The sequence below is a fragment of the Stutzerimonas sp. NM35 genome (assembly GCF_054604355.1).
In genome coordinates this window covers 3839517-3865355 of the sequence record NZ_CM137728.1, presented here as the reverse complement: position 1 = coordinate 3865355, position 25839 = coordinate 3839517, and the positions used below count along the sequence as shown (strand labels likewise).

Genomic DNA, 25839 nt, shown 5'->3' with positions numbered 1-25839 from the left:
CATGCCGGCCCCGTTCGCGCGGGGCCGGTCGAGGACCATCGACATGAAAAAAGATGAAATCCAGCGTTACAACGCCAACGAGCGCAGCAACCACTGGGCCGTGGCGATCCTGTTCATCCTGGCGGGTCTGTCCGGCCTGGCACTGTTCCACCCGGCGCTGTTCTGGCTGAGCAACCTGTTTGGCGGCGGCCCCTGGACGCGCATCCTGCACCCCTTCCTGGGCGTGGCGATGTTCGTGCTGTTCCTGGGTCTGGTGATCCGCTTCTGGAGCGCCAACTTCTTCTCCGGCAACGATCGGCTGTGGCTGAAGAACGTCGGCAAGGTGATGCGCAACCAGGAAGACGGCGTACCGCCCATCGGCAAGTACAACCCCGGCCAGAAGCTGCTGTTCTGGGCGCTGCTGGCGAGCATGCTGGTGCTGCTGGTATCGGGCATCGTCATCTGGCGGGCGTACTTCAGCCACCTGTTCGGTATCGACGCCATCCGCCTGGCCGCGCTGGCGCACGCCTTCGCCGCCTTCGTGCTGGTGATGGCGATCATCGTCCACGTCTACGCCGCGATCTGGATCAAGGGTTCCTTTGGCGCCATGCTCTCCGGCAAGGTCAGCCACCGTTGGGCGCGCAAGCACCACGCGCTCTGGTACCGTGAGGTCACCGACCGCAAGCAGGACTGATCCGGTCCATCGCAGCCACAATTCGAGCGCGACTGAGAACGTGTTCAGGAGCTGGCTCCTGAGCAGGTTCTGGTCGCGCTCTTTGATTCAGGAGGCCACAACGATGGCTGACAGATTTATGGAGCCGGAGCAGATCAGCGCTTCGGCCAGCACCCCGCCCTACAGCGACCTGCCGCCCGCGCGCCTGTTCGCCCTGCGCGCCGAACGCCTGGAGAAATTGGCGACGAATCATCCCATGGGCGACTACCTGCGCCTGCTGGCCGGTCTTTGCCAGGCCCAGCAGCAGGTGATGGACGATCTACCCGCCTCGCTGCTGCCGACGCCAGAGCGCCTGGCCCAGGCCCGCACCCACAAGATGCCGCCGCTGGCCGTGGACAGCCTGGTGCGCGAGGATGGCTGGCAACCCTTCCTCGACGCCCTGCTGGAGCGCATCGAGGCACCGAACGACGCCGTCGCCAAGGCGCTGGACAGCCTGCGCCAGGCCGATGCCGCACAACGCCGCGCCTGGGCCGTGAGCCTGCTGGACGGCGACTACTCGGCTCTCGACGCCGCCGTTGTGCCCTTCCTCGGCGCCGCCCTGCAGGCCGCCTGGAGCCAGGCGCTGCTGACCCTGCCCGAGGGCAGCGTGACGGATATCGGCAGCGGCGCACACTGCCCCTGCTGCGGCTCGCCGGCGATGACTGGGGTGATCCGCCATCGTGGCAAGCAGCAGGGCCTGCGTTATCTGGTCTGCTCGCTGTGCGCCTGCGAATGGCACTTCGTGCGGGTCAAGTGCGTGCATTGCGATTCCAGCAAGGACCTGCATTACGCCAGCCTGGAAAGCGACCGCCACGCCCCGGACAAGGCCCCGATCCGTGCCGAGTGCTGCCCCGGCTGCCAGAGCTACTTCAAGCTGCTTTACCTGGATTCCGACCCGGACGCCGAAGGCCTCTCCGCCGACCTCGCCAGCCTGGCCCTGGACTTGCGCATGGATCTGGAAGGCTACCAGCGCCAGGCGCCCAACCTGCTGCTGGCGCCGGGCGGCTGAAGCATACGTAGGGTGGATAACGCGAAGCTTATCCACCGCTTTCTCGAAGATCAGCCACGCGTGGAAAACGCTTCGCGGTTTTCCACCCTACGACTGCACGGCCCAACCTTCCCCCTTGCGACAATCTGCTCCGCTCCGGGAAACTGCCCGGTCAGAACCTGCACCGGGAGTTCCCGCATGACCAGCCAAGCTGCCGAGTTTCGGCGCTCATCCCTCCGCCTGCCTTCCATCGACCGCCTGCTGCGCAGCCCAGCCTGCGTGCCGCTGCTGGATCGCTATGGCCGCGAGGCCCTGCTCGGAACTCTGCGTGAACTGCTCGACGAACTTCGCGAGCCGGTCCTGCTCGGCCAGCTCAGCGCGCCCGAACTGACCGAGGACGTCCTGGCCGGTCGCGCCGGCGAACGCCTGGCCAACCAGCACCGCAGCCGCGTGCGCCGCGTGTTCAACCTCACCGGCACGGTGCTGCACACCAACCTCGGTCGCGCGTTGTTGCCAGATGAAGCCATCGAGGCCATCACCCTCGCCGCGCGCTATCCGCTGAATCTGGAATTCGACCTGGCGACCGGCAAGCGCGGCGACCGCGACGACCTGATCGAAGGGCTGATCCGCGAGCTGACCGGCGCCGAGGCCGTCACCGTGGTCAACAACAACGCCGCCGCCGTGCTGCTGGCGCTCAACAGCCTGGGCGCGCGCAAGGAGGGCATCATCTCCCGTGGCGAGCTGATCGAGATCGGCGGCGCCTTCCGCATTCCCGACATCATGGCCCGCGCCGGAGTGAAGCTGCATGAAGTCGGCACCACCAACCGCACCCACGCCAAGGATTACCAGGCGGCGATCAACCCGCGCTCGGGCCTGCTGATGCGGGTGCACACCAGCAACTACAGCGTGCAGGGCTTCACCGCCAGCGTCGCTACCGCCGAGCTGGCGGCCATTGCCCATGAGCACGGCCTGCCGCTGCTGGAAGATCTCGGCAGCGGCAGCCTGGTGGACCTGTCGCGCTGGGGCCTGCCCAAGGAGCCCACCGTGCAGGAAGCGCTGCGCGATGGCGCCGATATCGTCACCTTCAGCGGCGACAAGCTGCTCGGTGGCCCGCAGTCCGGGCTGATCGTCGGCCACAAGGACCTCATCGCCAGGATCAAGAAGAACCCGCTCAAGCGTGCCCTGCGTGTGGACAAGCTGACCCTCGCGGCGCTGGAAGCGGTGCTCAACCTCTATCGCGACCCCGACCGCCTCACCGAACGCCTGACCAGCCTGCGCCTGCTCAGCCGCCCACAGCAGGACATTCGCCTGCAGGCCGAGCGCATCGCGCCGGCGCTGAGCGCTGTGTTCGACGAAACCTGGCAGGTCGGTGTCATCGACGCCTTGGGCATGATCGGCAGCGGCGCGCAGCCCGTTGCGCGCCTGCCCAGCGCCGCCCTGTGCATCCGTACGCAGCAACCCAAGCGCCTGCGGGGCCGCAGCCTGCGCCGGTTGGAAGAAGCCCTGCGTGGCCTGCCGATCCCGGTGCTCGGACGCATCGCCGAGGATGCGCTCTGGCTGGACCTGCGCCAGCTCGACGACGAAGCCGCTTTCCTCGCCCAATTGCCCCAACTGCAACGGGCTCTTCAACAGGAGCAGGTGCCATGATCGTCGGCACCGCCGGCCACATCGACCACGGCAAGACCGCACTGCTCAAGGCGCTCACAGGCCAGCAGGGCGACCGCCGCCGTGAGGAACGGGAGCGCGGCATCACCATCGACCTCGGCTACGCCTATGCCGACCTCGGCGACGGCCAGCTGACCGGCTTCATCGACGTGCCGGGCCATGAGCGCTTCGTGCACAACATGCTCGCCGGCGCCAGCGGCATCGACTGCATGCTGCTGGTGGTCGCCGCCGACGACGGCGTGATGCCGCAGACCCGCGAACACCTGGCCATCGTCGAACTGCTGGGCATTCGCCGGGCGCTGGTGGCGCTGACCAAGATCGACCGGGTCGAACCCGCGCGGGTCGAGGAAGTACGCCAGCAGATCACCGAACTGCTGCAACCCGGCCCCCTGGCGGGCTCGGCGATCTTCCCGGTCTCCTCGATCGAAGGCCGGGGCATCGACGCACTGCGCCAGGCCCTGCTCGACCAGGCGGCACGCATCGACGCACGTAGCGACAGCGGCTATTTCCGCCTGGCCATCGACCGCGCTTTCAGCGTCACCGGCGCCGGCGTAGTGGTCACCGGCACTGCCTTCGCCGGTCGCGTGCAGGTCGGCGATGAACTCATGTTGTCGCCACTCGGCCGCTGCGTGCGGGTGCGCGGCCTGCATGCGCAGAATCGCGAAGCCAACGAGGCACACGCCGGCCAGCGGGTGGCGCTGAACCTCGCCGGCGAGCGCCTGGCCGTCGAGCAGATCAGCCGCGGCGACTGGCTGCTGGCCCCAGCGCTGCAAGGCGCCACGCGCCGCATCGATATCGAATTCACCCTGCTCGCCAGCGAAGCCCGTGCGCTCAAGCACTGGACGCCGGTGCACCTGCACCTGGGCGCGCAGGACGTCACCGGGCGCATCGCCCTGCTGGAAGGCGAACTCATCGCGCCCGGTGGGCATGTGCATGCTCAGCTGCAACTCAACGCCCCGCTGCACGCCATTCATGGCGACCGCGTCGTACTGCGCGACCAGTCCGCGCAACGCACCCTCGGCGGCGGTCGCGTGCTCGATCCTTTCGCCCCGCCGCGCAATCGTCACCGCCAGGCGCGGCTGGCCCAACTGCGCGCGCTGGCGGGCGAAACGCTGGAAGAAATCCTGCCGCAACTGCTGCCCAGCGCCGTCAATGGTGTGGACCCCACGCACCTGGAACGCCAGTTCAACCGCCCCCGGCAGACTTGGCAACTGCCGGACGACGCCGTGGAAATCACCACTCGCCAGGGTGCGCGGCTGTTCGACCGCGCCTACTGGGAATACCTGGGGCAAAGCCTGATCCCCGCGCTGCAACGCTTCCACGAGAAACAGCCCGACGAGCTCGGCCCCGACCGCGACCGCCTGCGCCGCTACGCCCTGCCCCAACTGGAGCGGCCGGTCTTCATCGCCCTGCTGGAACAGGCGCTTGCCGAAGGCACCGTGCAAGCCAGCGGCCCCTGGCTGCACCTGCCCGAACACCGGGTACGCCTGAGCGACGAAGAAGAAGCCCTGAAGGCAAGGCTGTGGCCGTTGCTCGAGGCCGGCCAGTTCAATCCACCCTGGGTGCGCGACATGGCCAAGGAGCTGGGCATCGGCGAAGACCAGATACGCCACCTGCTGCGCAAACTGGCTCGCCTCGGCGCGCTGCAACAGGTGGTCAAGGACCTCTTCTATACCGAAACCGCAACGCGCCAGCTGGCCGACCTGCTGCTGGACATCGAACGCGAAGCCGGCGTGATCCGCGCCACCACCTTCCGCGACCGCATCGGCCTGGGACGCAAGCGCAGCATTCAGCTGCTGGAACACTTCGACCGCCTCGGCCTGACCCGCCGCTTCGGCAACGAACGCAAGATCCGCCCCGACAGCGCACTGGCCCTGGAGCCCACGCTCAGGTAGGCTGCCGCGTCAGCTTGACGCAGATATCCCGCCTATAAGGAAGGCAATCGCAGCCGGTGCTGCGGCCGGGCTTCAAACCCGGTTGGGGGCGGCAGCCGCTCCTGGGTGAGTTCGACTCTCACTGCCTTCCGCCAATTCCCGTTCTGAAAGCCCCGAACCACGCGGCCTTTAGCTACTCGACTGGAGCGGTGTCGAAGAAATGTCGAAAACCACAAATCGGCCCAAGGGTGAAGCCACAACTTGTCTTGTAGTAGCGCTTGTATTCCGTTTCATCCACCACGGGAATCGACCGGCACATCAACAACCCGCACGCTATCCCGAATAAGCGTCCAGATCGGCTCGAAGTAACCGGGCAGGCAAGTAATTTGAACTGGCCGAGGCCGTAGCACCAGAGACCGTTCAGATGGGCGGAAAATGCCGCATAGGAATACCAATCCAGTCAGCGAACGACTACCACGGCATCGTTGGTGGGGCACCGTGCAGCTTTTTTGAGTCAACCCCTTCTGGTGGTAGCATCCGGCTAAAGATTTACCCGCAGTACGCCCTATGGATGGCCAGCGGATAGATACTCTCCGAGGCGGACAGCCCAGCCCGGAATATGACGAAGCCATGCAAAATTGGCCGCACCCGGCGCGGGATAGCAATTACCAAAGAAGCAGCGGAGCGCCGGTTCAATCGCTCCGGTGCTCGACCTAGCCAAGACGTGTGAATCGCATAGGACCTATGCGAAAGGACAACAGCAAGGCAACGGTATGCCTTGGAGGACACAACATGATCGACCTAGGCGACCTTCGGCCTGATCAGGATGAGATACGGACCTATCACCACACCCACAACATCCGCACGTCCGGCATAAGTATCGGAACAGCCATCGTGCTGGCTGCCATCATCGGCATCGGCGGCTTCTGGGGCGGCAAGGTCGGCTATCAACTGTTCCAGGAATGGCGTGCCGAACGAGCAATGCAAGAGCTAGCCCGAGACGCCCAGCGAGCCATGGAAGAGCTGACCCAAGCAGCCCAGCGTCATGCTCAGGTTCAAGCACGACAACAGCGCCAACAGTCACAACGAGCCGCCCAGGCACGACAAGACCGGATATGGAATTCGAGAGAATGCCGCTTCTGGTGGGAGCACGCACCAAATGATCCAAAGGTGATCGCCAAGGCAAAAACAATGCAGTCATGCAGATAAGTCGTGCCAAAGACATGAAAGCAGAACAGAACGACGCTCCCCAGCACTTGCGCACCAAGAAGAAGAAAAATCCCTTGCGCTTCTTGGCGATTATCGGAATCGGCTCCACGCTTTTCTGGACGCTGACCTTGATGTTCGGCAAGCCAATCGTCATCGACCTAGATCAAATCAAACGCGGAATCAGGTTCGCCGACCAACCGGTATTCCAGCACGCCCCGCAGACCACAAATGCACAACCAGTCGCCCAGCCCCAGGCATTGCAGGAAGTCGCAAGAGAAGAGCCCCGCCAAACTCAAACCCAAACCCAAACCCAAACCCAAACCCAAACCCAAACCCAAACCCAGTCGATCCCAAGGCAAACATCATTCAACGACCAGAACTACCAGCCACGCGGAGCTGTGAACTCAATACCACCGCCACCAGCTCAACGGATCGCCTATGCACAACCGGATCGACCGGCAAACAGGCAAACGACACGCATCACCCATACCGGAACATGGACATGGGAGAGCGGACACGCAAAAAGCCGAACAGGTGGCAGGTTCCAGTGGACAGAAATAAACGGTTCCATCGACTGGAGCAGCGTATGCAGCAATTACCGCTCAGGCTCACTTGAGTACCGAGACTGCCGCAAAGGTGCAAAAGTCGCATTCAGACAAATCTGCAATCGAAACCAAGCAGCATGCGCAGCTGAAAACAACTTCATGCCCTAACGGTCATGCGTGAACACATAGCGTTTAAGGTGTGTATGAATGATGCTTTGTAGCTACAATTGTAGCTACATCACGAAGAGGTCCCCATCATGGCCACCACCGCCGACACCGTTGTCCGCGCGCGGATCGATACCGCCACCAAAGAAGCCGCAGCCCGGCGCTTGTCTGAATCCGGCCTCAGCATTTCCGAAGCCATCCGTCTGATGATGACTCAGATCGCAGCCGGTCAGGATCTACCCTACGACCTCACCCCGAACAAGGCTACCGTCAACGCCATGGCCGAACTGATGGCTGGCAAGGGCAAGAAGGTCAAATCCGTTGACGCACTGTTTGACGATCTGAGCAACTGACACTTGAGCTTGTACCGTCCAGCGCCTTCAAAAAAGACTTCAAGCGCGGCAAGAATATGGACAAGCTGAAAACGCTGCTTAATTTGCTGGTCAATCGTGAGCCATTGCCAAGCAGCTACCTGGACCATCCTCTGAAAAGCAACTGGAAAGGCTTCCGGGATGCACACATCGAACCCCACCAGCTGCTGATCTATCGGCTCGAAGGTGACGAGCTTCAGCTAGCCAGAACCGGGACGCACGCCGACATTTTCAATAAGTAGTGCCGAAAACAGAGCGGAATAAAGCCGGGTGTGCCGGCAACGAAGCAGCTAACTAGAAAGCCATCAGTGCAGCGCGCGAGCAAACTCACTCTCTCTTTTTCAATCCCCTCATCTCATTCTGTCATCAAGTCCCGCGACATCATCCCGGTCGCTATTCCCTCCCCCAATGCCCTCTATCAATCCCATAAAAGGAAAAAATCCCGCACCCAGCCTATAGTCTCTGGCTGTTGGTCTAGGATTTCTTGGAAAGCGGAATGAAGGAGATCAAGCATGTTGGCGTCCTTGTTACCTGCGTTGCGTGGATTATCACTGCCGTTGCGTCTTCAGCTCTGGGACGGCAAGTCGATCGATCTGGGGCCGTCACCCAGTGTGACGCTGGCCATCAATGATCCCGATATGGTCACCGAACTCACGCATCCCAGCCTCGACTCGCTGGGGGCTGCTTATGTCGAGGGGCGTGTGGATATAGAAGGTCCGCTCTCGGAAGTGATCCGCATCGGCGATGAGCTGAGCCGAGCGCTGGGGCGGGATATCCCTTCGGTGGCGCAACGGCAGGCTCATGATAAGCAAACCGATGCGGCGGCCATCTCCTATCATTACGACCTGTCCAACGAGTTCTATCAGCTGTGGCTGGACCGCGACATGGTCTATTCCTGCGGCTATTTCGAGACGGGCGACGAAGACCTCGACCAGGCCCAACAGGCCAAGCTGCGCCATCTGTGCCGCAAGCTGCGGCTGAAACCCGGTGATCGCCTGCTGGACGTCGGCTGCGGCTGGGGTGGGCTGGCGCGCTTTGCCGCGCGGGAGTTCGGCGCCGAGGTGTTCGGCATCACGCTCAGTCGGGAGCAGTTGAAGCTGGCTCGCAAGCGTGTGGCCGCCGAAGGCCTGGAAGGGCAGGTGCAGCTGGAGCTGATGGATTATCGCGACCTGCCCAGAGATGGCCACTTCGACAAGGTGGTCAGCGTCGGCATGTTCGAGCACGTCGGCCATGCCAACCTGCCGTTGTATTGCCAGCAACTGGCCGAAGTGGTCCGCCCCGGCGGGCTGGTGCTGAACCACGGCATCACCGCCCGGCACATCGATGGGCGGCCCGTAGGCTACGGCGCGGGGGCATTCATCGGGCGTTACGTCTTTCCCCACGGCGAGCTGCCGCATCTGGTGAAGATCGGCGCCTGCATCAGTGAATCGGGCCTGGAAATCGTCGACGTGGAGAGCCTGCGGCTGCATTATGCACGCACGCTGGATTTCTGGAGCCAGCGCCTGGAAGCGAAACTGGCCGAAGCGCAGCGGCTGGTCCCCGAGCGCGCGCTACGTATCTGGCGTGTCTACCTGGCCGGCTGCGCCTATGGCTTTCGCCGCAACTGGATCAATCTGCACCAGATTCTGGCGAGCAAACCGTTACCAGATGGCTCCCACGAGGTGCCTTGGTCGCGCGCCGACCTGTACCGATAATACCGCCCGGCCACCGCGCAAGACCGGTGGCCGTCAGGCTCAGCGCAACAGCAACAGCGGTGTGGTCGTAGAACGCAGCATGTTGGTCGTGGTGCTGCCGACGAAGAACTGGCGAATCCGCGAGTGCCCGTAGGCGCCCATTACCAGCAGTTCGATGGCGTGCTCGGCCTGATAGTCCCGCAACCTGGCCTCGACCTCGCCTTCGAGAATCGCCACATGCACTTCGAAGCCGGCGGCGGCCAGCTTGTCGCGCGCGACGTCCAGCGCTGCCCGCGCTTCATGGGTGTCGCTGCTGACCGTCACCAGATGGATCGGCATGCCCTTGAGCAGTGGGCTGGCGACCAGCATCTCGACGCCCTTGTGCGAGGTGGCGCTGGCATCGAAGGCGAGCATCGCGCTGGCCGGCGCTCTGAAATCGGCCGGCGTCACCAGGATGGGCCGATGCATGGTGCGGATCGCGCTTTCCAGCTGGCTGCCGATCAATTGCACCTCGCTGCCGCTGTCCTCGCCCTGCTTGCCGATGACCAACAGCCGGATGTCGCCCTCCAGTTCACGCAGGCTTTCCACCAGGTCGCCATGGCGATGGCGCAGTGTCGGTTCCACACCCGCCTTGACGGCGCGCTGCCTGGCTGCGTCGAGCATCATGCGTCCCTCTTCGAGGGCCAGCTTGTTGCGTTTCTCGTCCAGCGAGGCGAGTTCTTCCAGGAGGAATTCGCGGCTGCCCAGGCCGATGATGCCGCTGAAGTCGCCGGACAGCGGGTAGCGCTGCTGATCGAGCACGTGCAGCAGGCTCAGCGGCGCGCCCAGGCGCTGACTGGCCCAGACCGCGCAATCGCAGACGGCAGCCGCCTGCGTTGATCCGTCGATACATGCCATTACCTGGGTCATAGCGCTCTCCTGCTCAGTGGTTCATGAGGTTGCCGACGGGCTCCGGTTTGTCATGCACGCCGAAGCGATCGACGATGGTCGCGCTCGCTTCGTTCAGGCCCAGCACCTCGACCTCGGTGCCTTCGCGGCGGAATTTGAGCACCACCTTGTCCAGTGCCGAGACGGATGTGATGTCCCAGAAATGCGCCTGGCCGAGGTCGATGGTAACCCTGGCAACGGCTTCCTTGAAATCGAACGCGGCGGCAAACTTGTCCGAGGAGCTGAAGAACACCTGGCCGACCACCCGGTAGGTGCGGTGTTCGCCACCAGCATCCAGCTGCGAGTCGATACGCAGGTAATGCCCGACCTTGTTGGCGAAGAACAGCGCGGCCAGCAGCACGCCGGCCAGTACGCCATAGGCGAGGTTGTGGGTGAAGACCACGACCACCACGGTGACCACCATGACGATATTGGTGGAAAGCGGGTAGCGCCGCAGGTTGCGGATCGAACCCCAGCTGAAGGTGCCGATGGAAACCATGATCATCACCGCCACCAGCGCGGCCATGGGGATCTGCCCGACCCAGTCGCTGAGGAAGACCACCATCAGCAACAGCACCACGCCGGCAATCAGCGTCGACAGCCGGGTGCGACCGCCGGATTTCACGTTGATCACCGACTGGCCGATCATCGCGCAACCGGCCATGCCGCCGAACAGCCCGGAGACGATATTGGCCACGCCCTGGCCCTTGCACTCGCGGTTCTTGTCGCTGCCGGTGTCGGTCAGCTCGTCGACGATGGTCGCGGTCATCAGCGACTCCAGCAGGCCGACCACCGCCAGCGCCGCCGAATACGGGAAGATGATCGCCAGCGTCTCGAAGGTCAGCGGCACCTCGGGCCAGAGGAAGACCGGCAGCGTATCGGGCAGCTCGCCCATGTCGCCGACGGTGCGGATGTCCAGGCCGAAATAGATGGCCACGGCAGTCATCGAGAGGATGCACACCAGCGGCGAAGGGATCACCCGACCGATCTTCGGCACGTAGGGGAACAGGTAGATGATGCCCAGTCCCGCCGCCGTCATCGCGTAGACGTGCCAGGTGACGTCGGTCAGCTCCGGCAGCTGCGCCATGAAGATCAGGATCGCCAGAGCGTTGACGAAGCCGGTGACCACCGAGCGCGAGACGAAGCGCATCAGCGAGCCCAGTCGCAGGTAGCCGGCGCCGATCTGCAGCACGCCGCAGAGCAGCGTTGCCGCCAGCAGGTACTGCAGGCCGTGCTCGCGCACCAGCGTCACCATCAACAGCGCCATGGCGCCGGTCGCGGCGGAAATCATCCCCGGGCGACCGCCGGTGAAGGCGATCACCACGGCGATGCAGAAGGAGGCATAAAGACCGACCCGAGGATCGACGCCGGCGATGATAGAAAAGGCGATGGCCTCGGGAATCAGCGCCAGGGCGACGACGAGCCCGGAGAGCACGTCGCCGCGCACGTTGGCGAACCAGTTCTGTTTGATCGAATGCAGCATGGGGTATCCAGGATGAAGCGGCGACTGCAGCCAGACGCAGCGCGCCAGGGTCGCGAGGGCGCGAAGGATAGCGGAACGCGGCGGCGGGAGCGATTCCGCCTGCCATGCAGACCGGTTCGCAGCTGAAGCCACTCTCAGCTTTGGCGAAAATCAGAGGATGGCCAGGTCGTAGGGCCGAACTCGTTCGGCATTGGCGAATCCGTGGCCGGATGAATTCGGCTCTACGAGCAGGAGCAGCTTCAGGCCGAAGCATCCGTATGCCTGACGGAATGCCGTTCTGGCTTAACATAGGTTCACTCACAAGAAGAACCCTGCATGCCCGTCCTCGCCCATCGCCACCGTGTCGTTCTGATCGTGCTGCTGATTCTCGGCGGCCTGCTGCTGAGCATGTACTGGGCCGGGCGGCTGGCCGAGCAGCGCGCCTGGAGCGAGCGCAGCCAGGAAGCCGGTGGCCAACTGGAGCTTTACGCCCAGGCGATCCACACCCAGGTCGAACGCTTCCGCTCGGTGCCGGCCCTGCTGGCGCTGGACAGCGATATCCGCGCCCTGCTGGAAAATCCCGACGACCTGCGACTGCGCGACCGCCTCAATCACCGGCTGGAGCAGCAGAACCAGGCCGCCGGCTCCTCGGTGCTGTACCTCATCGACCGCCAGGGCGACACCCTGGCCGCGAGCAACTGGCGCGAATGGAGCAGCTTCGTCGGCAGCAACTACGGCTTTCGGCCCTATTTCCGCGATGCGCTGGCCCATGACACGGGCCGCTATTTCGCGGTGGGCGTGACCACCGGCATTCCCGGCTATTTCCTCTCCAGTTCGGTGAAGAATGCCGCCGGCGAAGCGCTCGGCGTGCTGGTGGTCAAGCTGGAACTCGAAGACATGCAGCGCGAATGGGCCGGCCAATCGGGCATCCTGCTGATCACCGACGCCCTGGATATCGTCATCCTCAGCAACCGACCCGCCTGGCGCTTCCGCTATCTGCAACCGCTCAGCGACGAGGTGCGCAATCGCCTGGTCGCCGTCCGCCGCTATGCCGAGCAGACCCTGCAACCACTGCACAGCAAACCTCTGCTACACATCACAGACAATAGTGAGCGCCGCCAGGTCGATGGCCCGGACGGGCGCCAGACCTACTTCTGGCAGCGCCTGCCCCTGCCTGAAGAAGACTGGACGCTGCACCTGCTGCAGGAGCCGCAACAGGTCGCCGCCAGTATCCGCAGCTATCGGCTGGCGGCAGCCGGCGTGTGGATGACCCTGGCCTTCCTGCTGCTCTACCTGGCCCAGCGGCGCAAGACGCGCCGGGTCGAGCAGCGCAGCCGCAGCGAGCTGGAACGCCTGGTGGAAGCCCGCACCCGCGAGCTGCACACCGCCCAGGATGGCCTGGTGCATGCCGCGCGCATGGCCGCTCTGGGGCAGATGTCCGCCGCGCTCGCCCACGAAATCAACCAGCCACTGACGGCCCTGCGCATGCAGCTGGCCAGCCAGCGGCTGCTGCTCGACAGTGGCCGCAGCGAGGCGGTGCGCGAAGGCCTCGGCCAGGTTGAAGGCCTGATCGAACGCATGGCAGCGCTGACCAGCCACCTGAAGACCTTCGCCCGCAAGAGTCCCGCAGGATTGCCCCAGCGCGTGCGTCTGGACGATGTGGTGGAACAGGCGCTGCAACTGCTCGGCCCGCGCATCCGTGGCGAAAACGTCGAGATCATGCGGCAGATGCCCATCGACGCCTGGGTCAGTGGCGATGCGATCCGCCTGGAACAGGTCCTGATCAACCTGCTGAACAACGCACTGGATGCCATGCAGGACAGCGCCACCCGACAGCTGCGCATCGATTGCCGCCGCGATGCCGGCGCCTGGCGGCTGAGCGTGGCCGATAGCGGGGGCGGCATTTCCGGTGAGCATCTCGATCAGGTGTTCGAACCCTTCTTCACCACCAAGCCGGTTGGCCAGGGCCTCGGGCTGGGACTGGCGGTTTCCTACGGTATCGTGCGCGATCTGGGCGGCAGCCTCGACGTGCGCAATGATGCACAAGGTGCAGTGTTCGAGATTCGCTTGCCGGCAGCCGAAAAAGCCGTCATCGATTAACAGGAGAAGCGCAACATGAGCGGCCAGGTCATCTTCATCGACGACGAAGCGGCAATCCGCAAAGCGGTGCAGCAATGGCTGGAACTGTCCGGTTTCAGCGTGCGTACCTGCGCCAGTGCACGCGAAGCGCTGGGCCTGATCGACCGGGACTTTGCCGGCGTGCTGATCAGCGACGTGCGCATGCCGGACCTGGACGGCCTCGGCCTGCTGGAACGCCTGGTCGCGCTGGACCCGGAACTGCCGGTGATCATGGTCACCGGCCATGGCGACGTGCCCATGGCGGTGCAGGCGCTGCGTCAGGGCGCCTATGATTTCATCGAGAAGCCCTTCACACCCGAACGCCTGCTCGACAGCGTGCGCCGCGCCCAGGACAAGCGCCGGCTGGTCTGCGAGAATCGCCAGCTGCGTGAACAGTTCACCCGCAAGGGCCGCATCGAATCGATGCTGCTGGGCGTTTCCCGCGCCGTGGACAACCTGCGCCGCCAGGTTCTCGAACTGGCTGGAACGGACGTCAATGTACTGATTCGCGGCGACACCGGCAGTGGCAAGGAACAGGTCGCACGCTGCCTGCATGATTTCAGCCCGCGGGCGCGCAAGCCCTTCGTGGCGCTGAACTGCGCGGCCATCCCCGAATCCATCTTCGAAAGCGAGCTGTTCGGCCATGAAAGCGGCGCTTTCACCGGCGCCCAGGGCAAGCGCATCGGGCGCATCGAACATGCCCACGGCGGCACCCTGTTCCTCGACGAGATCGAAAGCATGCCGCTGGCCCAGCAGGTCAAACTGCTGCGCGTGCTACAGGAAAAGACCCTGGAACGCCTGGGCTCCAACCGCAGCATCGAAGTCGATCTGCGGGTGATCAGCGCAGCCAAGCCGGACCTGCTCGAAGAGGTGCGCGGCGGGCGTTTCCGCGAGGATCTGCTGTACCGCCTGAATGTCGCCGAACTGCATATCCCGCCGCTGCGCGAGCGCCGCGAGGACATTCCGCTGCTGTTCGAACACTTCACCACCCAGGCCGCCCAGCGCCATGGTCGCGAAGCGCTGCCGGTCGGCCCCGGTGAACTGGCGCAGTTGCTGAGCCACGACTGGCCGGGCAACGTCCGCGAGCTGATCAATGCCGCCGAACGCCACGCGCTGGGTCTGACCCCACCACCGGCCAGCCTTCCGAGCACCGGCTCCTCGCTGGCCGAACAGATGGAAGCCTTCGAGGCACAATGCCTGCACAACGCATTACAGCACTGCAAAGGCAATATCAGTGACGTGATGAATCAGCTGCAACTACCGCGCCGCACCCTCAACGAAAAGATGCAACGCCACGGCCTGAGCCGCAGCGACTACCTGCCGGCGGGCGGGGCGAACGAGCCTCTGGAGCGCTGAATACGACTCACGCTCCGGTACAACGGGCCGAGCCGCAAGCATATGGCTGCCGAACCTGACCGATAATACTGTTGCGAATTATTAGCATTAAACTATTCTAAGCAGCTTATCCATGCTGCTCGGCGTCCTGCCGACGACATGCCTTTCGCTCAGTCAACGCCCAGTCAGGCCCACCATGCCCATCCTCCGACTTCCTCGTAGAACAGGTGCTGTCTCTTCCCTGTTGTCCATCTGCCTTGCCGCCGGTTTCGCCGGTACCCCGGCCTTGGCGCAGCACACCGAAACCATCCAGCCTGCGGGCGAGGCACCAGAAGGACAGGCCGAACAGCGCAGCGAACCGCTCGAACTGCCGACCACCGAGGTGGTCGCCAGCGCCGACGCCTCAGCCGATGGCCTGACCCAGACCTACGCCGGCGAACAGGTGGCGCGCGGCGGTCGGGTCGGCATCCTCGGCAACCAGGACTATATGGATACGCCGTTCACCTCCACGGCCTATACCTCCCAACTGATCCAGGACCAGCAGGCGCGCAGCGTGTCGGACATCGTCCAGAACGACCCCTCGGTGCGCGTGGCGCGGGGCTTCGGCAATATGCAGGAGCTGTACGTGGTGCGCGGCTTCCCGCTGTATTCCGATGACATTTCCTACAACGGCCTGTACGGTCTGCTACCGCGCCAGTACGTGGCGGCGGAATTCATCGAGCGCGCCGAGGTATTCCGTGGCGCCAGTGCTTTTCTCAATGGTGCCGCGCCGGGCGGCACCGGCATCGGCGGCGCCATCAACCTGCTGCCCAAACGCGCGCCCAACGAGCCGCTGACACGCCTGACCGTCGGCGCCAACAGCGGCGGCCAGGGCACCGTGGCAGCCGATCTGGGACGCCGCTTTGGCGAGGACAACCGTTTCGGCGTTCGCCTCAATGCCGCCAAGCGCGCCGGTGAGACCGGCATCGAGGACGAGGACCAGACCCTGGACATGTTCGCCCTGGGCCTGGACTACCAGGGCGACCGTCTGCGTCTGTCCGCTGATGTCGGTCACCAGTACCACTTTCTGGACAACCCGCGCCCGAGCGTGACGCCGAATGGCGGCATCCCCAGCGCACCGGACGCCGGCGACAATTTCGCCCAGCCCTGGACCTATTCGAAAGAGAAACAGGCCTTCGGCACTTTCCGGGCCGAGTATGATTTCGCCGACTCGATCACCGGCTGGCTGGCCGCTGGCGTGCGTGACGGGGAAGAGCAGAATCGCCTGGCCAACCCCAGAGCCACCGCGGCAGGGGTCACCTCGGCATCGCGCTTCGACAACTATCGCGAAGACCGCGTATTCACCAGCGAAATCGGTTTGCGCGCTCGTCTGCAGACCGGCACGGTGTCGCATCAGATCGTAACCTCGGCGGCGACCTACGACTCGCGGGAAAAAGGCGCCAACCAGTTCTATGCCGCCGTGGCCGGCAACCTCCACGAGCCGTTCGATGCGACCCTGCCCACAACGGTCACGTATGACGGCGGAGACCTCACAGACCCGCACGTCACCGAGCGCGTGCATACCCAGAGCCTGGCGATTGCCGACACCCTGGGCTTCTTCGAGGATCGCCTGCTGCTCACGCTGGGCGCGCGCCGGCAGGGCATCGAGACCCGCAGCTATTCCTCGCAAACGGGCGACCGCAGCGGACACTACAAAGACTACGAGACCACGCCGGTTGCGGGCGTGGTGTACAAGCTGAACGACGAACTGTCGGTCTATGCCAACTACATCGAAGGGCTGACCAAGGGCGATACCGCGGCGGCGACGGCCAATAGCCTGCCCGTGCTCAACTCCGGCACCTCGCTCGCGCCCTACGTCGCCAAGCAAACCGAAATCGGCCTCAAGTACGACGGCGGCGTCCTGGGTGGCAGCATTGCGATGTTCAGCACCGAACGGCCATTCGGCATCGTCGAGAATCAGGTTTTCCGTGAAGGCGGCAAGCAACGCAACCGCGGCATCGAGCTGTCGATGTTTGGCGAGCCCGTCTACGGCACACGACTGTTGGGCGGCCTGACGCTGCTGGATGCCGAGCAGAAGAAGACCCTCAATGGCGCCAACGACGGCAACGATGCCATCGGTGTTCCCAAAGTGCAGGCCAACCTTGGCGGCGAATGGGACGTGCCCGGTGTGCAGGGGCTGACACTGACCAGCATGGTGGTGCATACCGGCAAGCAGTACGCCAGCGCCAGCAACGACCTCAGACTGCCATCCTGGACCCGCCTGGACCTGGGTGCGCGCTACCGCATGACCATCGAGGATCGCGACGTGACCCTGCGCGCGCGCCTGGACAATGCCACCGGTCGCGATTACTGGGCCTCCGCCGGCGGCTATCCGGGCTCCAACTACCTCGTCCTCGGCGCCCCGCGCACCCTCTCGCTCAGCGCCACGGTCGATTTCTGATGCGACCAGCCGTTCTGCGTCGCTGGGGCTGGGTCCACAAGTGGTCCAGCCTCGTCTGCACCCTCTTCATCCTGCTGCTGTGCCTGACCGGGTTGCCGCTGATCTTCTCCCACGAGATCGACCACCTGACCGGCGCCGAGATCGAGGCGCCGCCGATGCCCGAAGGCACCCCACGCGCCTCGGTCGACCGGGTCGCCGCCGAGGCGGTGCGCGCCTACCCGGGGCTGGTGCCGCTGTACTTCTTCGCCGAGGAGGACGCGCCGGACCTCTGGTACGTCAAGCTCGACACCCGCGTCGATACCGATGAAAGCCAGTCGCTGCTGATCATGTCCGACGCCCGCACCGCCGAGGTGGTGGGCGCGCCGAACTTCGACGAAGGCTTTATGAGCATCATGTACCGCCTGCACGTGGACCTCTATGCGGGGCTGCCGGGCAAGCTGTTCCTCGGCGCCATGGGGTTGCTGCTGATGGTGGCGATCATCTCCGGCGTGGTGCTCTACGCGCCCTTCATGCGCAAGCTCGGCTTCGCCGAGGTACGCCGCGAGCGGGCGCCACGCACGCGCTGGCTGGACCTGCACAACCTGCTCGGCATCGTCACGCTGGTCTGGGCGCTGGCGGTGGGCTTCACCGGGGTGATCAATACCTGGGCGGACCTGATATTCAAGGGCTGGCAGGCCGATCAGGTGCGCGCCCTGCAGGCCGGCGACACGCGGGTGCTGCTCGGTGCCGATGCCGGCGAAGCACCCGCAGCAGACGGCTCGCTGCAGACTGCCGTAGAGCGCGTGCTGGTAGCCGCGCCGGGCATGGCGGTGGCGATGATCGCCTACCCCGGCACCCTGCGCGCGACGCCCGAGCACGTGGCGGTGATTCTCAGCGGCGATACGCCATTGACCTCACGGCTGACCCAGGCGCTGCTGGTGGACCCGGATTCCGGCGAAGTGCTGGAAGCCAGCGCCCGCCCTTGGTACGTCACCGCGCTGCAACTGTCCGAACCGCTGCATTTCGGCGACTACGGCGGCCTGCCGCTGAAGATGCTCTGGGCGTTGCTGGATGTGCTCACCATCGTCGTGCTGGGCAGCGGGCTGTACCTGTGGCTCAAGCGCGGCGCGACGGAGGCACGGGCATGATGCGCATCTGGCTGTGGCCTGTCGTCATCGCCCTGCTGTCGATCCTCGGTCTGATCGCCGGGCTGGTGTCCGAAGGCCTGGGCGACTGGCTGAGCTGGGCTACGCTGGCCGTGCCGGTGGTGATCGGCTGTCATGGCCTGGCACGTGGCCGGGCCGCGAAGCAGTCGCCGGACGCTGCCACAGTACGCCCGATCAATCGTGGCTGAGCTGCCGGGCACTGCCGATCCGCTGGCCTGGATCGGAGGGCGAAATACGCGGTCATAGCCTGCACAACCGACCTGGGAGACCCCGCATGCGCCCTCGCAGTCTGTTAAACCGCGTAGCCCTCGCCGCCACCCTGGCCTTCAGCATCCCGGGAGCCACATTTGCCATGCCTCAAGTTCTGATCGGCAGTTACACCCATGACAGCGACAGCCCAGGCATCCTGCGCCTGCGTTTCGACCCTGAAACCGGCCAGCTGGACCCACAGCCCCTGCAGACCATCAGCAGCCACAATCCGTCCTGGCTGGTGCTGGACGAGCCGCGCCGCCAGCTTTACGCGACCAACGAAAACGGTCCCGGGCATGCCGACCCGGTCGGGCGTATCAGCGCCTTCAGCCTCGACGGCGACGGTGCGTTGCAGCCGCTGGGCCAGGCCAGCACGCTCGGCGACGAACCTACTCACGCCAGCCTCAGCGTCGATGGCCGCTACCTGTTCGTGGCCAACTACGGCTCCCGCCCGAACCCCGGCGGCAGCCTGGCAGTGGTTCCGCTCGATGACCTGGGCCACCCGCAGCCAGTGACGCAGATCGCCGCGCACCAGCCCAGCAACGTCCGCCCCGAACGCCAAAAATCGGCGCATGTGCATTCGGCGGTGCTCTCGCCGGATGGCAGCACGCTGTTCGTCAGCGATCTGGGCGCCGACCGGATCTTCGTCTATCGATACGACGCGAGCAATCCCGAGCGCCCCCTGTCACCGGCCAAACCGGCCAGTATCGAACTCCCGCCCGGTAGCGGACCGCGGCATCTGGTATTCAGCCCCGACGGCAGCCAGGCCTACGCCACACTGGAGCTGAGCGCGCAAATCGTACGCTTCGACCATGCCGATGGCAGCCTGACCCAGCGCCAGCGGGTGAACCTGGCCGAAGGCAACTCCGCCGAAGGGCACTCGCCGGGCGCCATCCACGTTTCACCCGACGGTCGCTTTCTCTACGTCAGCGACCGCGCCGAGGCGAACCGCATCATGGTCTACGCCATCGAGGAGCACGGCAGCCTGCGCGAAATCCAGCGGCGCACCAGCGAAGGCCGCGAGCCACGCGAGTTCGCCATCGACCCAAGCGGTCGCTTCCTGCTCATCGCCAACCAATTGAGCGACACGCTGGTGCTGCTGCAACGCGACCCGGACAGCGGCCTGCTGGGCGAAACCCTGCAGACGCTGCCGGTCGGCAAGCCATCGGACGTGAAGTTCATCGAGCGCACCGACTCAGGAAGCTGACCGCCGTATCGTCTGCTACCGCTCGGGATTGTGCTTGCCGCGCTGCCGATCACGTTGCGCATCCGCTTCGCTGACTTCGTCGGCCATGCCCGGCGGCACGTTGTAGGCGCCGCCCGGCACGTCATTGCGATCGCCGCCAGCGGCTTCTCCCTGGCTGGGGCGCTGACTGGCTCGATCTTCGAGGGTTCCGGGGTTTTCTTCGCCACGTTCGGGTTGTTTCATGCGGCCTCCTCTGTTGTGCAATGGGGCGGTTGCCCTCTTCAAGCTAGGAAGACAACAGCGGCTGGAAGTTGCAGTGAAGCCAGGCCATTCGGCAGGCAGGCTGAACTTATCCGAAGGCCAGGCGGCCAAAATTGCACTGAGGCTTTCCTCTATCAGCCGTGTGATTTATGCAACTGACTCGTAGCCTGCCCGCCGACGCTCTGCCCATTTCGGCCATGACGCCGAGCAAAGACCTCTATTTCGCCCTGCTCGATGAAACAACCCACGAGAGCGCACGCCGGGATGCGGCGCAGTATCTGCGCGACCAGCTGGAAGCCGCTGCAGGCCTGCCCTGCGACCTGCCCGCCGAGCTTTCCGGGCTCGGTGATTGGCTGGCTGCACATACCGAAAAGGTCGGCCTGCAATACCAGGCGTATCTGGACAGCCGACGCGCCGGCGCGCCACGCCGCTATTTCTCCAGCAAGGCCCATGCGCTGCATTTTCTGCAAGGCGTGGCGCCGACCAAGCTGGTCGATGGCGCCTGGCTTTACGGATTGCTGCAACGCTGGGACGAGCCGCGCTTCCAAGGGCTGATCCAGACCTATCTGGAGGAGCTTGGCGAAGGCCTGCCGGAAAAGAATCATGTGGTGCTCTATCGCAAGCTGCTCGCCAGCCAAGGCTGCGATGACTGGCAGAACCTGGATGACGACAACTTCGTCCAGGGCGCGATCCAGCTGGCCCTGGCGGAAAACGCCGAGCAGTTCCTGCCGGAGGTGATCGGCTTCAACCTCGGCTACGAGCAGCTGCCGCTGCACCTGCTGATCACCGCCTACGAACTGACCGAACTGGGCATCGATCCCTATTACTTCACCCTGCATGTCACCGTCGACAATGCCGACAATGGCCACGCCCGCAAAGCCGTGCAAAGTCTGCGGGCCGCCTGGCCGCAGGTGGGCGACAGCGCCGAGTTCTATCGCCGCGTGCGCGCCGGTTACCGTCTCAATGAACTTGGCGCCAGCACCCTGTCGGTGATCGATGGCTTCGATCCAGAGCGCGAAGTGCGTCGTGTCTTCGAGAAGAAGGCCGCGGTGGGGCAGTTTCTCCACTCCGATTACTGTCGTTTCGAGGGGCACACGGTCAACCAGTGGCTGGCCGAAGATGTCGAGCGCTTTCTGGCCGTATTGCAACAGCGTGGCTGGATCACACGCAATCAGGACCCTCGCGGCAGCCGTTTCTGGCAATTGATCAGCGGCGAACAAGCGCCCATGTTCGGCGTATTCAGCGCACATGAGCAGCAGCTGATTAATGACTGGATGGCCGGCGACTGGCTGGCCGAACAGACCGCACGCGCTAAACCGAACCTGCGGCTGGCTCAGCGTCAGGAGCGACAACAGACGGCAACGCCGGCACGCTCCCAGCCGAACAACGACTTCGACCAGGAGGCGCGCCTGTTGGAACAGCAACTGGCGCAACTGCCCGGTCGCGAGGCACGCATGCGTCATCTGCTGCCGCTGTTGTCACCGACCCGCCACCACAGCAACGCCGGCCTGCATGCCACACGGCTGTTCAACGGACTGTTCAACTGAAGGCGACGTTCACCCCATGATGCCGGAAAAAACCCAGGATCAGGCGCTGCTGCACTTGGCGCAGGCGCTGCGCGAGCGCGGCTACCACTTCATCACCCCCACGCCGCTGACCCATGCACGGGTCAACCAGCGCCCGGAAAACGCGCTGGCCGAAGACCTGCACGGCGTGTTCGGCTGGAGTCGCCCGTTCCAGCGCGAATTGCTGCCGCCAGCGCTCTTCAGTCTGATGGAGCGGGCCGACGTGCTCGAACCCTGCGGTTCGCGCTGGCGTAGCCGGGTGCGGCTGTCGAGCCTCGACGGCCAACTGTTCGTGCATTCGGCCTTTCCCACCGATACGCCGGATGCGGTGTTCTTCGGCCCGGATACCTACCGCTTCGCCAGTGCCATCCAGGCGCACCTGAACCATCATCCAGGCAGCATTCGCCGCGCCGTGGACATCGGTTGCGGTTCCGGCGCCGGGGCAATACTTACGGCACTTGCAAGGCCCCAGGCCGAGGTGCTGGCGGTGGATATCAACCCCGCTGCCCTGCGCCTGACCCGCATAAACACTGCGCTGGCCGGAGCGGATAACCTGCAGGCCCGGCACAGCGACCTGCTCAAGGATGTTGACGGCGAATTCGACCTGATCCTGGCCAACCCGCCCTATCTGGTCGATCCGGGCGAGCGCGCCTATCGCCATGGCGGCGGTCCGCTGGGTGCCGGGCTGTCGCTGGCCATCCTGGAAAGTGCCATCACGCGACTGGCGCCGTGCGGCAGCCTGCTGCTGTATACCGGTGTGGCGATGGTCGACAACCAGGACCCCTTCCGCCAGGAAGTCTGCCAGCGCCTCGAAGGTCGTCCCCTTGAATGGCGCTACCGCGAGGTGGACCCGGACGTGTTCGGCGAGGAACTGCTGGGAGGCGCCTACACCCGCTGCGACCGCATCGCCGCCGTGGTGCTGGAAGTGACGCGACCTGCGATCTGACCTTGGGTTACGCGTGGATAAGCCTTCGGCGTTATCCACCCTACGTTTGACCGAGCGTAGGGTGGAAAACCGCGAAGCGTTTTCCACGCGTACCAATCCCTCAAACCGGCAGCAGGTAGAGGCAGATCGACAGGGTAACCAGCGAGCCCAACGTCGAGAGCAGCACCACCCGCGACACCCGCGAGCCTTCGCGGCCATAGAATTCAGCCAGCATGTAAGGTCCGGTTCCAGTCGGCAACGCACTGAGCAGCAGCGCCGAATAGACCCATAGCGGCTCCAGCTCGAACACCACCGCCGCGAAATACCAGGTCAGCGCCGGCTGCACGATCAGCTTGAGCAGCACCAGCGGCCAGACCCCGCGCACCGGCCCGCTGGGCTGCGGCTGGGCCAGGAACAGGCCGAGGGATACCAGGGCACAGGGCGCGGCGGCGGCACCGAGCAGATCCAGCAGCGTCTTGAGCCCACTCGGCAGCTCAAGCCCGCCAACTGCCCAGGCAGCACCGAGCAGCGGCGCCAGCACCAATGGATTCATCGACAGCGAGCGAGTCACCTTGGCCAGGGTCTTCGCTACACCCTGCCCCGCGTGCAGCCCCATCTCGACGCAGGCCAGGGCGATGGCGAACAGCACACAGACCACCACCAGCGTGGCCACCAGCGCCGGCTGCAAGGCCGCGTCACCAAGGATCAGCAGGCACAGCGGAAAGCCGATATAGCCGGTATTGGCGTAGGACGCGCCGAGGGCATCGAGGCTGGCGTCCACCAGCGGCTGCCTCTGCAATACGCGATAAAGCAGGGTGAAGGCGAAGACGCCCAGGCAGCCGATGGAGAACGCGGCGATGAAGCCCGGCTGCCACACCTCGGCCCAGGCGGAAGTCGCGGTGATCTTGAACAGCAGCGCCGGCAAACCCAACCAGACCACGAAACGATTCAGTTCGGAGGCGCCCGCCGGCCCCATGCGCCCGGTACGGCGGCACAGGTAGCCAAGAAAGATCAGTGCAAAAACAGGCAGGACGACATTGACGACCGAGGACATGGAGGCTCATCTGCAGGCTTGATCGATGGCGCACCCAGGAAGTGCGAGCGACCGAAACGGTCGCTCACCTTAGCAAATAATCCGGTGCTCAAGTCCACCGCGTTTCGCTGTCCACGCGCGCGCCCATGCCTGTGGGCCGTACTTGTTCGGCTTTGCAGAGGTGGCCGAATAAATTCGGCCCTACGCTCCTAATGCAGCTGCGGCGAATAGCCGTTGGGCTCGGCGCGCAAGGCGGCGAACTCGGCCTTGACCGAACCACGCACCTGTTCCGTCCCGGCGGGAAAGCCGCTGCGATCACTGTAGTCCCACTCGATCACCGGTACCTTTTCGGTGTCCAGCGCTCGGGCGCAGCCGAGATCCAGTGCGGTGATGCCAGCTACCGCGCCAGCTGCGATGGCGGCATTGACCGGCTCGCGGCCATGCTCGACGCTCCAGCCGAGGCAGGCCAGGTCCAGCGCATCGCCGCCAACGCGAGCATAAATCCAGGGTTTGGGATTATCGGCCATGAGAATGCCGACACCGGTGACGATCTCCCGCACCCCACAGGCGCGGATCAGGCCTTCGCTGCCGGGCATGCCGATGAACCGCGATACCTGCCGCGGCGCCAGCAATTGCACGACGCCCAGACCGATGCTGAGCCAGCCAAGGCCCCGCGCCACGGAGCGGGCCGAGTGGTTGGGACGGGTGACTTGACGTGGAATGCTCATGAAACCTCCTCGTTGCAGGCCATGTGAAAACGTACCGAGCGAAGGTCAGACAACGCAGCATGACCGAGCGCGGCAGTGTTCACTGGGCCTGTTCAGGGTTTGAGAACGACCTTGATGCAGCCGTCATGCTTGTCGCGGAAGGTCTTGTACATCTCCGGCCCCTGTTCGAGGCTGACGCTGTGGGTGATGACGAAGGTCGGGTCGATCTGTCCTTCCTGGATGCGCTTGAGCAGGTCGTCGGTCCAGCGGTTGACGTGGGTCTGGCCCATGCGGAAGGTCAGGCCCTTGTTCATCGCCGCGCCGAACGGGACCTTGTCGATCAACCCGCCGTAGACGCCGGGAATGGAGAGGATGCCTGCCGGGCGACAGACGTAGATCATCTCGCGCAACACATGGGGACGGTCCGATTCGAGCATCAGCGCCTGCTTGGCGCGGTCGTACATGGAGTCGATGGAGCGCGCCGCGTGCGCCTCCATACCTACCGAGTCGATGCACTTCTCGGGGCCTTTGCCGCGGGTCAGTTCGGCCAGGCGTTCGAGCACGCTTTCCTCGTCGAAATTGATGGTGATGGCGCCGCCGGCGCGGGCCATGGACAGCCGCTCGGGCACGTTGTCGATGCACACCACCTGCCCGGCGCCCATCATCACCGCGCTGCGGATGGCGAACTGGCCCACCGGCCCCGCACCCCAGATCGCCACCGTGTCGGTGGGCTGGATATCGCACTGCGCCGCGGCCTGCCAGCCGGTGGGGAGGATGTCGCCGAGGAACAGCACCTGCTCGTCGGTCAGCCCTTCGGGAATCACCACCGGGCCGACATCGGCATAGGGCACGCGGACGTATTCGGCCTGGCCGCCGGCGTAACCGCCAGTGAGGTGGGTGTAGCCGAAGAGGCCGGCAGTGGTATGGCCGAAGACCTTGTCGGCGATGTCCTTGTTGCGGTTGCTGCGCTCGCACACCGAGAAATTGCCGCGCCGGCACTGCTCGCATTCGCCGCAGACGATGGTGAAGGGCACCACCACGCGGTCGCCGACCTTGAGTTTCTTGTTCGCCGAGCCGACCTCCATCACTTCACCCATGAACTCGTGGCCCATGATGTCGCCGTGCTTCATGCCGGGCATGAAGCCGTCGTACAGGTGCAGATCGGAACCGCAGATCGCGCAGGAGCTGACCTTGATGATGGCGTCGCGCGGGTCTTCGATGGAGGGGTCGGGTACGTGGTTGTCGCAGCGGATGTCGTGCTTGCCGTGCCAGCGAAGCGCTCTCATGGGAAATCTCCTGGTCGGA

General features: G+C 64.6%; 23 protein-coding genes, 1 tRNA gene and 1 pseudogene. 18 read left to right on the top strand and 7 right to left on the bottom strand.

The window, feature by feature from the left end:
• Positions 1-43: 43 nt before the first annotated feature.
• The 5 genes from ACYCFC_RS17910 (at position 44) to ACYCFC_RS17890 (ending at position 5373) form a co-directional block, all read left to right on the top strand.
• Positions 44-673: a formate dehydrogenase subunit gamma gene (locus ACYCFC_RS17910; RefSeq protein WP_181083252.1), complete on the top strand. Its 630-nt coding sequence runs from the start codon at positions 44-46 to the stop codon at positions 671-673.
• A gap of 103 nt (positions 674-776) precedes the next feature.
• Positions 777-1700 (top strand): formate dehydrogenase accessory protein FdhE, encoded by a 924-nt coding sequence (gene fdhE / locus ACYCFC_RS17905; protein WP_459652451.1) that lies wholly within the window; start codon positions 777-779, stop codon positions 1698-1700.
• Positions 1701-1877: 177 nt separating this feature from the next.
• The gene (gene selA, locus ACYCFC_RS17900; RefSeq protein ID WP_459652450.1) at positions 1878-3326 is read left to right on the top strand and encodes an L-seryl-tRNA(Sec) selenium transferase; all 1449 of its coding nucleotides are present in this window, start codon (positions 1878-1880) and stop codon (positions 3324-3326) included.
• The gene (selB, locus tag ACYCFC_RS17895) at positions 3323-5239 is read left to right on the top strand and encodes a selenocysteine-specific translation elongation factor (protein WP_459652449.1); all 1917 of its coding nucleotides are present in this window, start codon (positions 3323-3325) and stop codon (positions 5237-5239) included. The genes selA and selB overlap by 4 nt, the downstream gene beginning before the upstream one ends.
• 38 nt (positions 5240-5277) lie before the next feature.
• Positions 5278-5373, top strand: a tRNA-Sec gene (locus ACYCFC_RS17890).
• A gap of 92 nt (positions 5374-5465) precedes the next feature.
• Here ACYCFC_RS17890 and ACYCFC_RS17885 read toward each other — a convergent pair.
• Positions 5466-5666 (bottom strand): annotated as a pseudogene (locus ACYCFC_RS17885) (hypothetical protein); the annotation flags it as partial.
• Positions 5667-6010: 344 nt separating this feature from the next.
• Here ACYCFC_RS17885 and ACYCFC_RS17880 point away from each other — a divergent pair.
• The 5 genes from ACYCFC_RS17880 (at position 6011) to cfaB (ending at position 9202) form a co-directional block, all read left to right on the top strand.
• Positions 6011-6427, top strand: a complete 417-nt coding sequence (locus tag ACYCFC_RS17880; RefSeq protein WP_181083248.1) for a hypothetical protein — start codon at positions 6011-6013, stop codon at positions 6425-6427.
• Positions 6418-7140, top strand: coding sequence for a hypothetical protein (locus tag ACYCFC_RS17875; RefSeq protein WP_459652448.1), 723 nt, complete (start codon positions 6418-6420; stop codon positions 7138-7140). The genes ACYCFC_RS17880 and ACYCFC_RS17875 overlap by 10 nt, the downstream gene beginning before the upstream one ends.
• Before the next feature lie 89 nt (positions 7141-7229).
• Entirely contained in the window at positions 7230-7490 is a 261-nt protein-coding gene (locus ACYCFC_RS17870; protein ID WP_181083246.1) for a type II toxin-antitoxin system RelB/DinJ family antitoxin, read from the top strand.
• Positions 7487-7750, top strand: a complete 264-nt coding sequence (locus ACYCFC_RS17865) for a type II toxin-antitoxin system YafQ family toxin (protein ID WP_459654024.1) — start codon at positions 7487-7489, stop codon at positions 7748-7750. The genes ACYCFC_RS17870 and ACYCFC_RS17865 overlap by 4 nt, the downstream gene beginning before the upstream one ends.
• Before the next feature lie 270 nt (positions 7751-8020).
• A complete protein-coding gene (gene cfaB / locus ACYCFC_RS17860; protein WP_181083245.1) occupies positions 8021-9202 on the top strand; it encodes a C17 cyclopropane fatty acid synthase CfaB in 1182 nt (393 codons plus the stop codon).
• Positions 9203-9241: 39 nt separating this feature from the next.
• Here the strand turns inward: cfaB and ACYCFC_RS17855 are convergent, their stop codons facing one another.
• Together ACYCFC_RS17855 and ACYCFC_RS17850 are read right to left on the bottom strand one after the other, a co-directional pair.
• Positions 9242-10090 (bottom strand): universal stress protein, encoded by an 849-nt coding sequence (locus tag ACYCFC_RS17855; protein ID WP_459652447.1) that lies wholly within the window; start codon positions 10088-10090, stop codon positions 9242-9244.
• Positions 10091-10103: 13 nt separating this feature from the next.
• The gene (locus ACYCFC_RS17850; protein ID WP_459652446.1) at positions 10104-11591 is read right to left on the bottom strand and encodes a SulP family inorganic anion transporter; all 1488 of its coding nucleotides are present in this window, start codon (positions 11589-11591) and stop codon (positions 10104-10106) included.
• Between the two features lie 315 nt (positions 11592-11906).
• Between ACYCFC_RS17850 and ACYCFC_RS17845 the strand changes: the two genes are divergently transcribed.
• From ACYCFC_RS17845 to ACYCFC_RS17820, 6 genes are all read left to right on the top strand, one after another.
• Positions 11907-13670 (top strand): sensor histidine kinase, encoded by a 1764-nt coding sequence (locus tag ACYCFC_RS17845; RefSeq protein WP_181083242.1) that lies wholly within the window; start codon positions 11907-11909, stop codon positions 13668-13670.
• Between the two features lie 15 nt (positions 13671-13685).
• A complete protein-coding gene (locus ACYCFC_RS17840) occupies positions 13686-15044 on the top strand; it encodes a sigma-54-dependent transcriptional regulator (RefSeq protein WP_181083241.1) in 1359 nt (452 codons plus the stop codon).
• A 175-nt stretch (positions 15045-15219) separates the two neighbouring features.
• Positions 15220-17463 (top strand): TonB-dependent receptor, encoded by a 2244-nt coding sequence (locus ACYCFC_RS17835; protein ID WP_459652445.1) that lies wholly within the window; start codon positions 15220-15222, stop codon positions 17461-17463.
• Positions 17463-18590 (top strand): PepSY-associated TM helix domain-containing protein, encoded by a 1128-nt coding sequence (locus ACYCFC_RS17830; protein WP_459652444.1) that lies wholly within the window; start codon positions 17463-17465, stop codon positions 18588-18590. The genes ACYCFC_RS17835 and ACYCFC_RS17830 overlap by 1 nt, the downstream gene beginning before the upstream one ends.
• Positions 18587-18796: a hypothetical protein gene (locus tag ACYCFC_RS17825; protein ID WP_459652443.1), complete on the top strand. Its 210-nt coding sequence runs from the start codon at positions 18587-18589 to the stop codon at positions 18794-18796. Before ACYCFC_RS17830 ends, ACYCFC_RS17825 begins: the two co-directional genes overlap by 4 nt.
• 164 nt (positions 18797-18960) lie before the next feature.
• Positions 18961-20064, top strand: coding sequence for a lactonase family protein (locus tag ACYCFC_RS17820; RefSeq protein ID WP_459652442.1), 1104 nt, complete (start codon positions 18961-18963; stop codon positions 20062-20064).
• A gap of 15 nt (positions 20065-20079) precedes the next feature.
• On the opposite strand, the gene ACYCFC_RS17815 is transcribed toward ACYCFC_RS17820, so the two are convergent.
• Positions 20080-20286, bottom strand: coding sequence for a hypothetical protein (locus ACYCFC_RS17815; RefSeq protein ID WP_459652441.1), 207 nt, complete (start codon positions 20284-20286; stop codon positions 20080-20082).
• A 167-nt stretch (positions 20287-20453) separates the two neighbouring features.
• On the opposite strand from ACYCFC_RS17815, the gene ACYCFC_RS17810 reads away from it, so the two are divergent.
• Both ACYCFC_RS17810 and ACYCFC_RS17805 read left to right on the top strand, forming a co-directional pair.
• On the top strand, positions 20454-21851 hold the full coding sequence (locus tag ACYCFC_RS17810; RefSeq protein WP_459652440.1) for an iron-containing redox enzyme family protein: 1398 nt from the start codon (positions 20454-20456) through the stop codon (positions 21849-21851).
• A 16-nt stretch (positions 21852-21867) separates the two neighbouring features.
• Positions 21868-22815 (top strand): methyltransferase, encoded by a 948-nt coding sequence (locus ACYCFC_RS17805; protein ID WP_459652439.1) that lies wholly within the window; start codon positions 21868-21870, stop codon positions 22813-22815.
• A gap of 100 nt (positions 22816-22915) precedes the next feature.
• On the opposite strand, the gene ACYCFC_RS17800 is transcribed toward ACYCFC_RS17805, so the two are convergent.
• The 3 genes from ACYCFC_RS17800 to ACYCFC_RS17790 form a co-directional block, all read right to left on the bottom strand.
• Positions 22916-23848: an AEC family transporter gene (locus ACYCFC_RS17800; protein ID WP_459652438.1), complete on the bottom strand. Its 933-nt coding sequence runs from the start codon at positions 23846-23848 to the stop codon at positions 22916-22918.
• 188 nt (positions 23849-24036) lie between these two features.
• Positions 24037-24555, bottom strand: a complete 519-nt coding sequence (locus ACYCFC_RS17795; RefSeq protein WP_181083232.1) for a transcriptional regulator — start codon at positions 24553-24555, stop codon at positions 24037-24039.
• Between the two features lie 92 nt (positions 24556-24647).
• Positions 24648-25820 (bottom strand): zinc-dependent alcohol dehydrogenase, encoded by a 1173-nt coding sequence (locus tag ACYCFC_RS17790; RefSeq protein WP_181083231.1) that lies wholly within the window; start codon positions 25818-25820, stop codon positions 24648-24650.
• Between the last annotated feature and the right edge of the window lie 19 nt (positions 25821-25839).

Excerpts from the sequence above, each read along its gene's own strand:
- ACYCFC_RS17835 (WP_459652445.1), top strand. The coding sequence starts at position 15,220 with ATGCCCATCCTCCGACTTCCTCGTAGAACAGGTGCTGTCTCTTCCCTG.
- ACYCFC_RS17850 (WP_459652446.1), bottom strand. The coding sequence starts at position 11,591 with ATGCTGCATTCGATCAAACAGAACTGGTTCGCCAACGTGCGCGGCGAC.
- ACYCFC_RS17855 (WP_459652447.1), bottom strand. The coding sequence starts at position 10,090 with ATGACCCAGGTAATGGCATGTATCGACGGATCAACGCAGGCGGCTGCC.
- ACYCFC_RS17790 (WP_181083231.1), bottom strand. The coding sequence starts at position 25,820 with ATGAGAGCGCTTCGCTGGCACGGCAAGCACGACATCCGCTGCGACAAC.
- ACYCFC_RS17830 (WP_459652444.1), top strand. The coding sequence starts at position 17,463 with ATGCGACCAGCCGTTCTGCGTCGCTGGGGCTGGGTCCACAAGTGGTCC.
- selA (WP_459652450.1), top strand. The coding sequence starts at position 1,878 with ATGACCAGCCAAGCTGCCGAGTTTCGGCGCTCATCCCTCCGCCTGCCT.
- ACYCFC_RS17880 (WP_181083248.1), top strand. The coding sequence starts at position 6,011 with ATGATCGACCTAGGCGACCTTCGGCCTGATCAGGATGAGATACGGACC.
- cfaB (WP_181083245.1), top strand. The coding sequence starts at position 8,021 with ATGTTGGCGTCCTTGTTACCTGCGTTGCGTGGATTATCACTGCCGTTG.
- ACYCFC_RS17870 (WP_181083246.1), top strand. The coding sequence starts at position 7,230 with ATGGCCACCACCGCCGACACCGTTGTCCGCGCGCGGATCGATACCGCC.
- selB (WP_459652449.1), top strand. The coding sequence starts at position 3,323 with ATGATCGTCGGCACCGCCGGCCACATCGACCACGGCAAGACCGCACTG.
- ACYCFC_RS17815 (WP_459652441.1), bottom strand. The coding sequence starts at position 20,286 with ATGAAACAACCCGAACGTGGCGAAGAAAACCCCGGAACCCTCGAAGAT.
- ACYCFC_RS17820 (WP_459652442.1), top strand. The coding sequence starts at position 18,961 with ATGCCTCAAGTTCTGATCGGCAGTTACACCCATGACAGCGACAGCCCA.
- fdhE (WP_459652451.1), top strand. The coding sequence starts at position 777 with ATGGCTGACAGATTTATGGAGCCGGAGCAGATCAGCGCTTCGGCCAGC.
- ACYCFC_RS17805 (WP_459652439.1), top strand. The coding sequence starts at position 21,868 with ATGATGCCGGAAAAAACCCAGGATCAGGCGCTGCTGCACTTGGCGCAG.
- ACYCFC_RS17810 (WP_459652440.1), top strand. The coding sequence starts at position 20,454 with ATGCAACTGACTCGTAGCCTGCCCGCCGACGCTCTGCCCATTTCGGCC.
- ACYCFC_RS17845 (WP_181083242.1), top strand. The coding sequence starts at position 11,907 with ATGCCCGTCCTCGCCCATCGCCACCGTGTCGTTCTGATCGTGCTGCTG.
- ACYCFC_RS17875 (WP_459652448.1), top strand. The coding sequence starts at position 6,418 with ATGCAGATAAGTCGTGCCAAAGACATGAAAGCAGAACAGAACGACGCT.
- ACYCFC_RS17795 (WP_181083232.1), bottom strand. The coding sequence starts at position 24,555 with ATGAGCATTCCACGTCAAGTCACCCGTCCCAACCACTCGGCCCGCTCC.
- ACYCFC_RS17825 (WP_459652443.1), top strand. The coding sequence starts at position 18,587 with ATGATGCGCATCTGGCTGTGGCCTGTCGTCATCGCCCTGCTGTCGATC.
- ACYCFC_RS17800 (WP_459652438.1), bottom strand. The coding sequence starts at position 23,848 with ATGTCCTCGGTCGTCAATGTCGTCCTGCCTGTTTTTGCACTGATCTTT.
- ACYCFC_RS17840 (WP_181083241.1), top strand. The coding sequence starts at position 13,686 with ATGAGCGGCCAGGTCATCTTCATCGACGACGAAGCGGCAATCCGCAAA.
- ACYCFC_RS17910 (WP_181083252.1), top strand. The coding sequence starts at position 44 with ATGAAAAAAGATGAAATCCAGCGTTACAACGCCAACGAGCGCAGCAAC.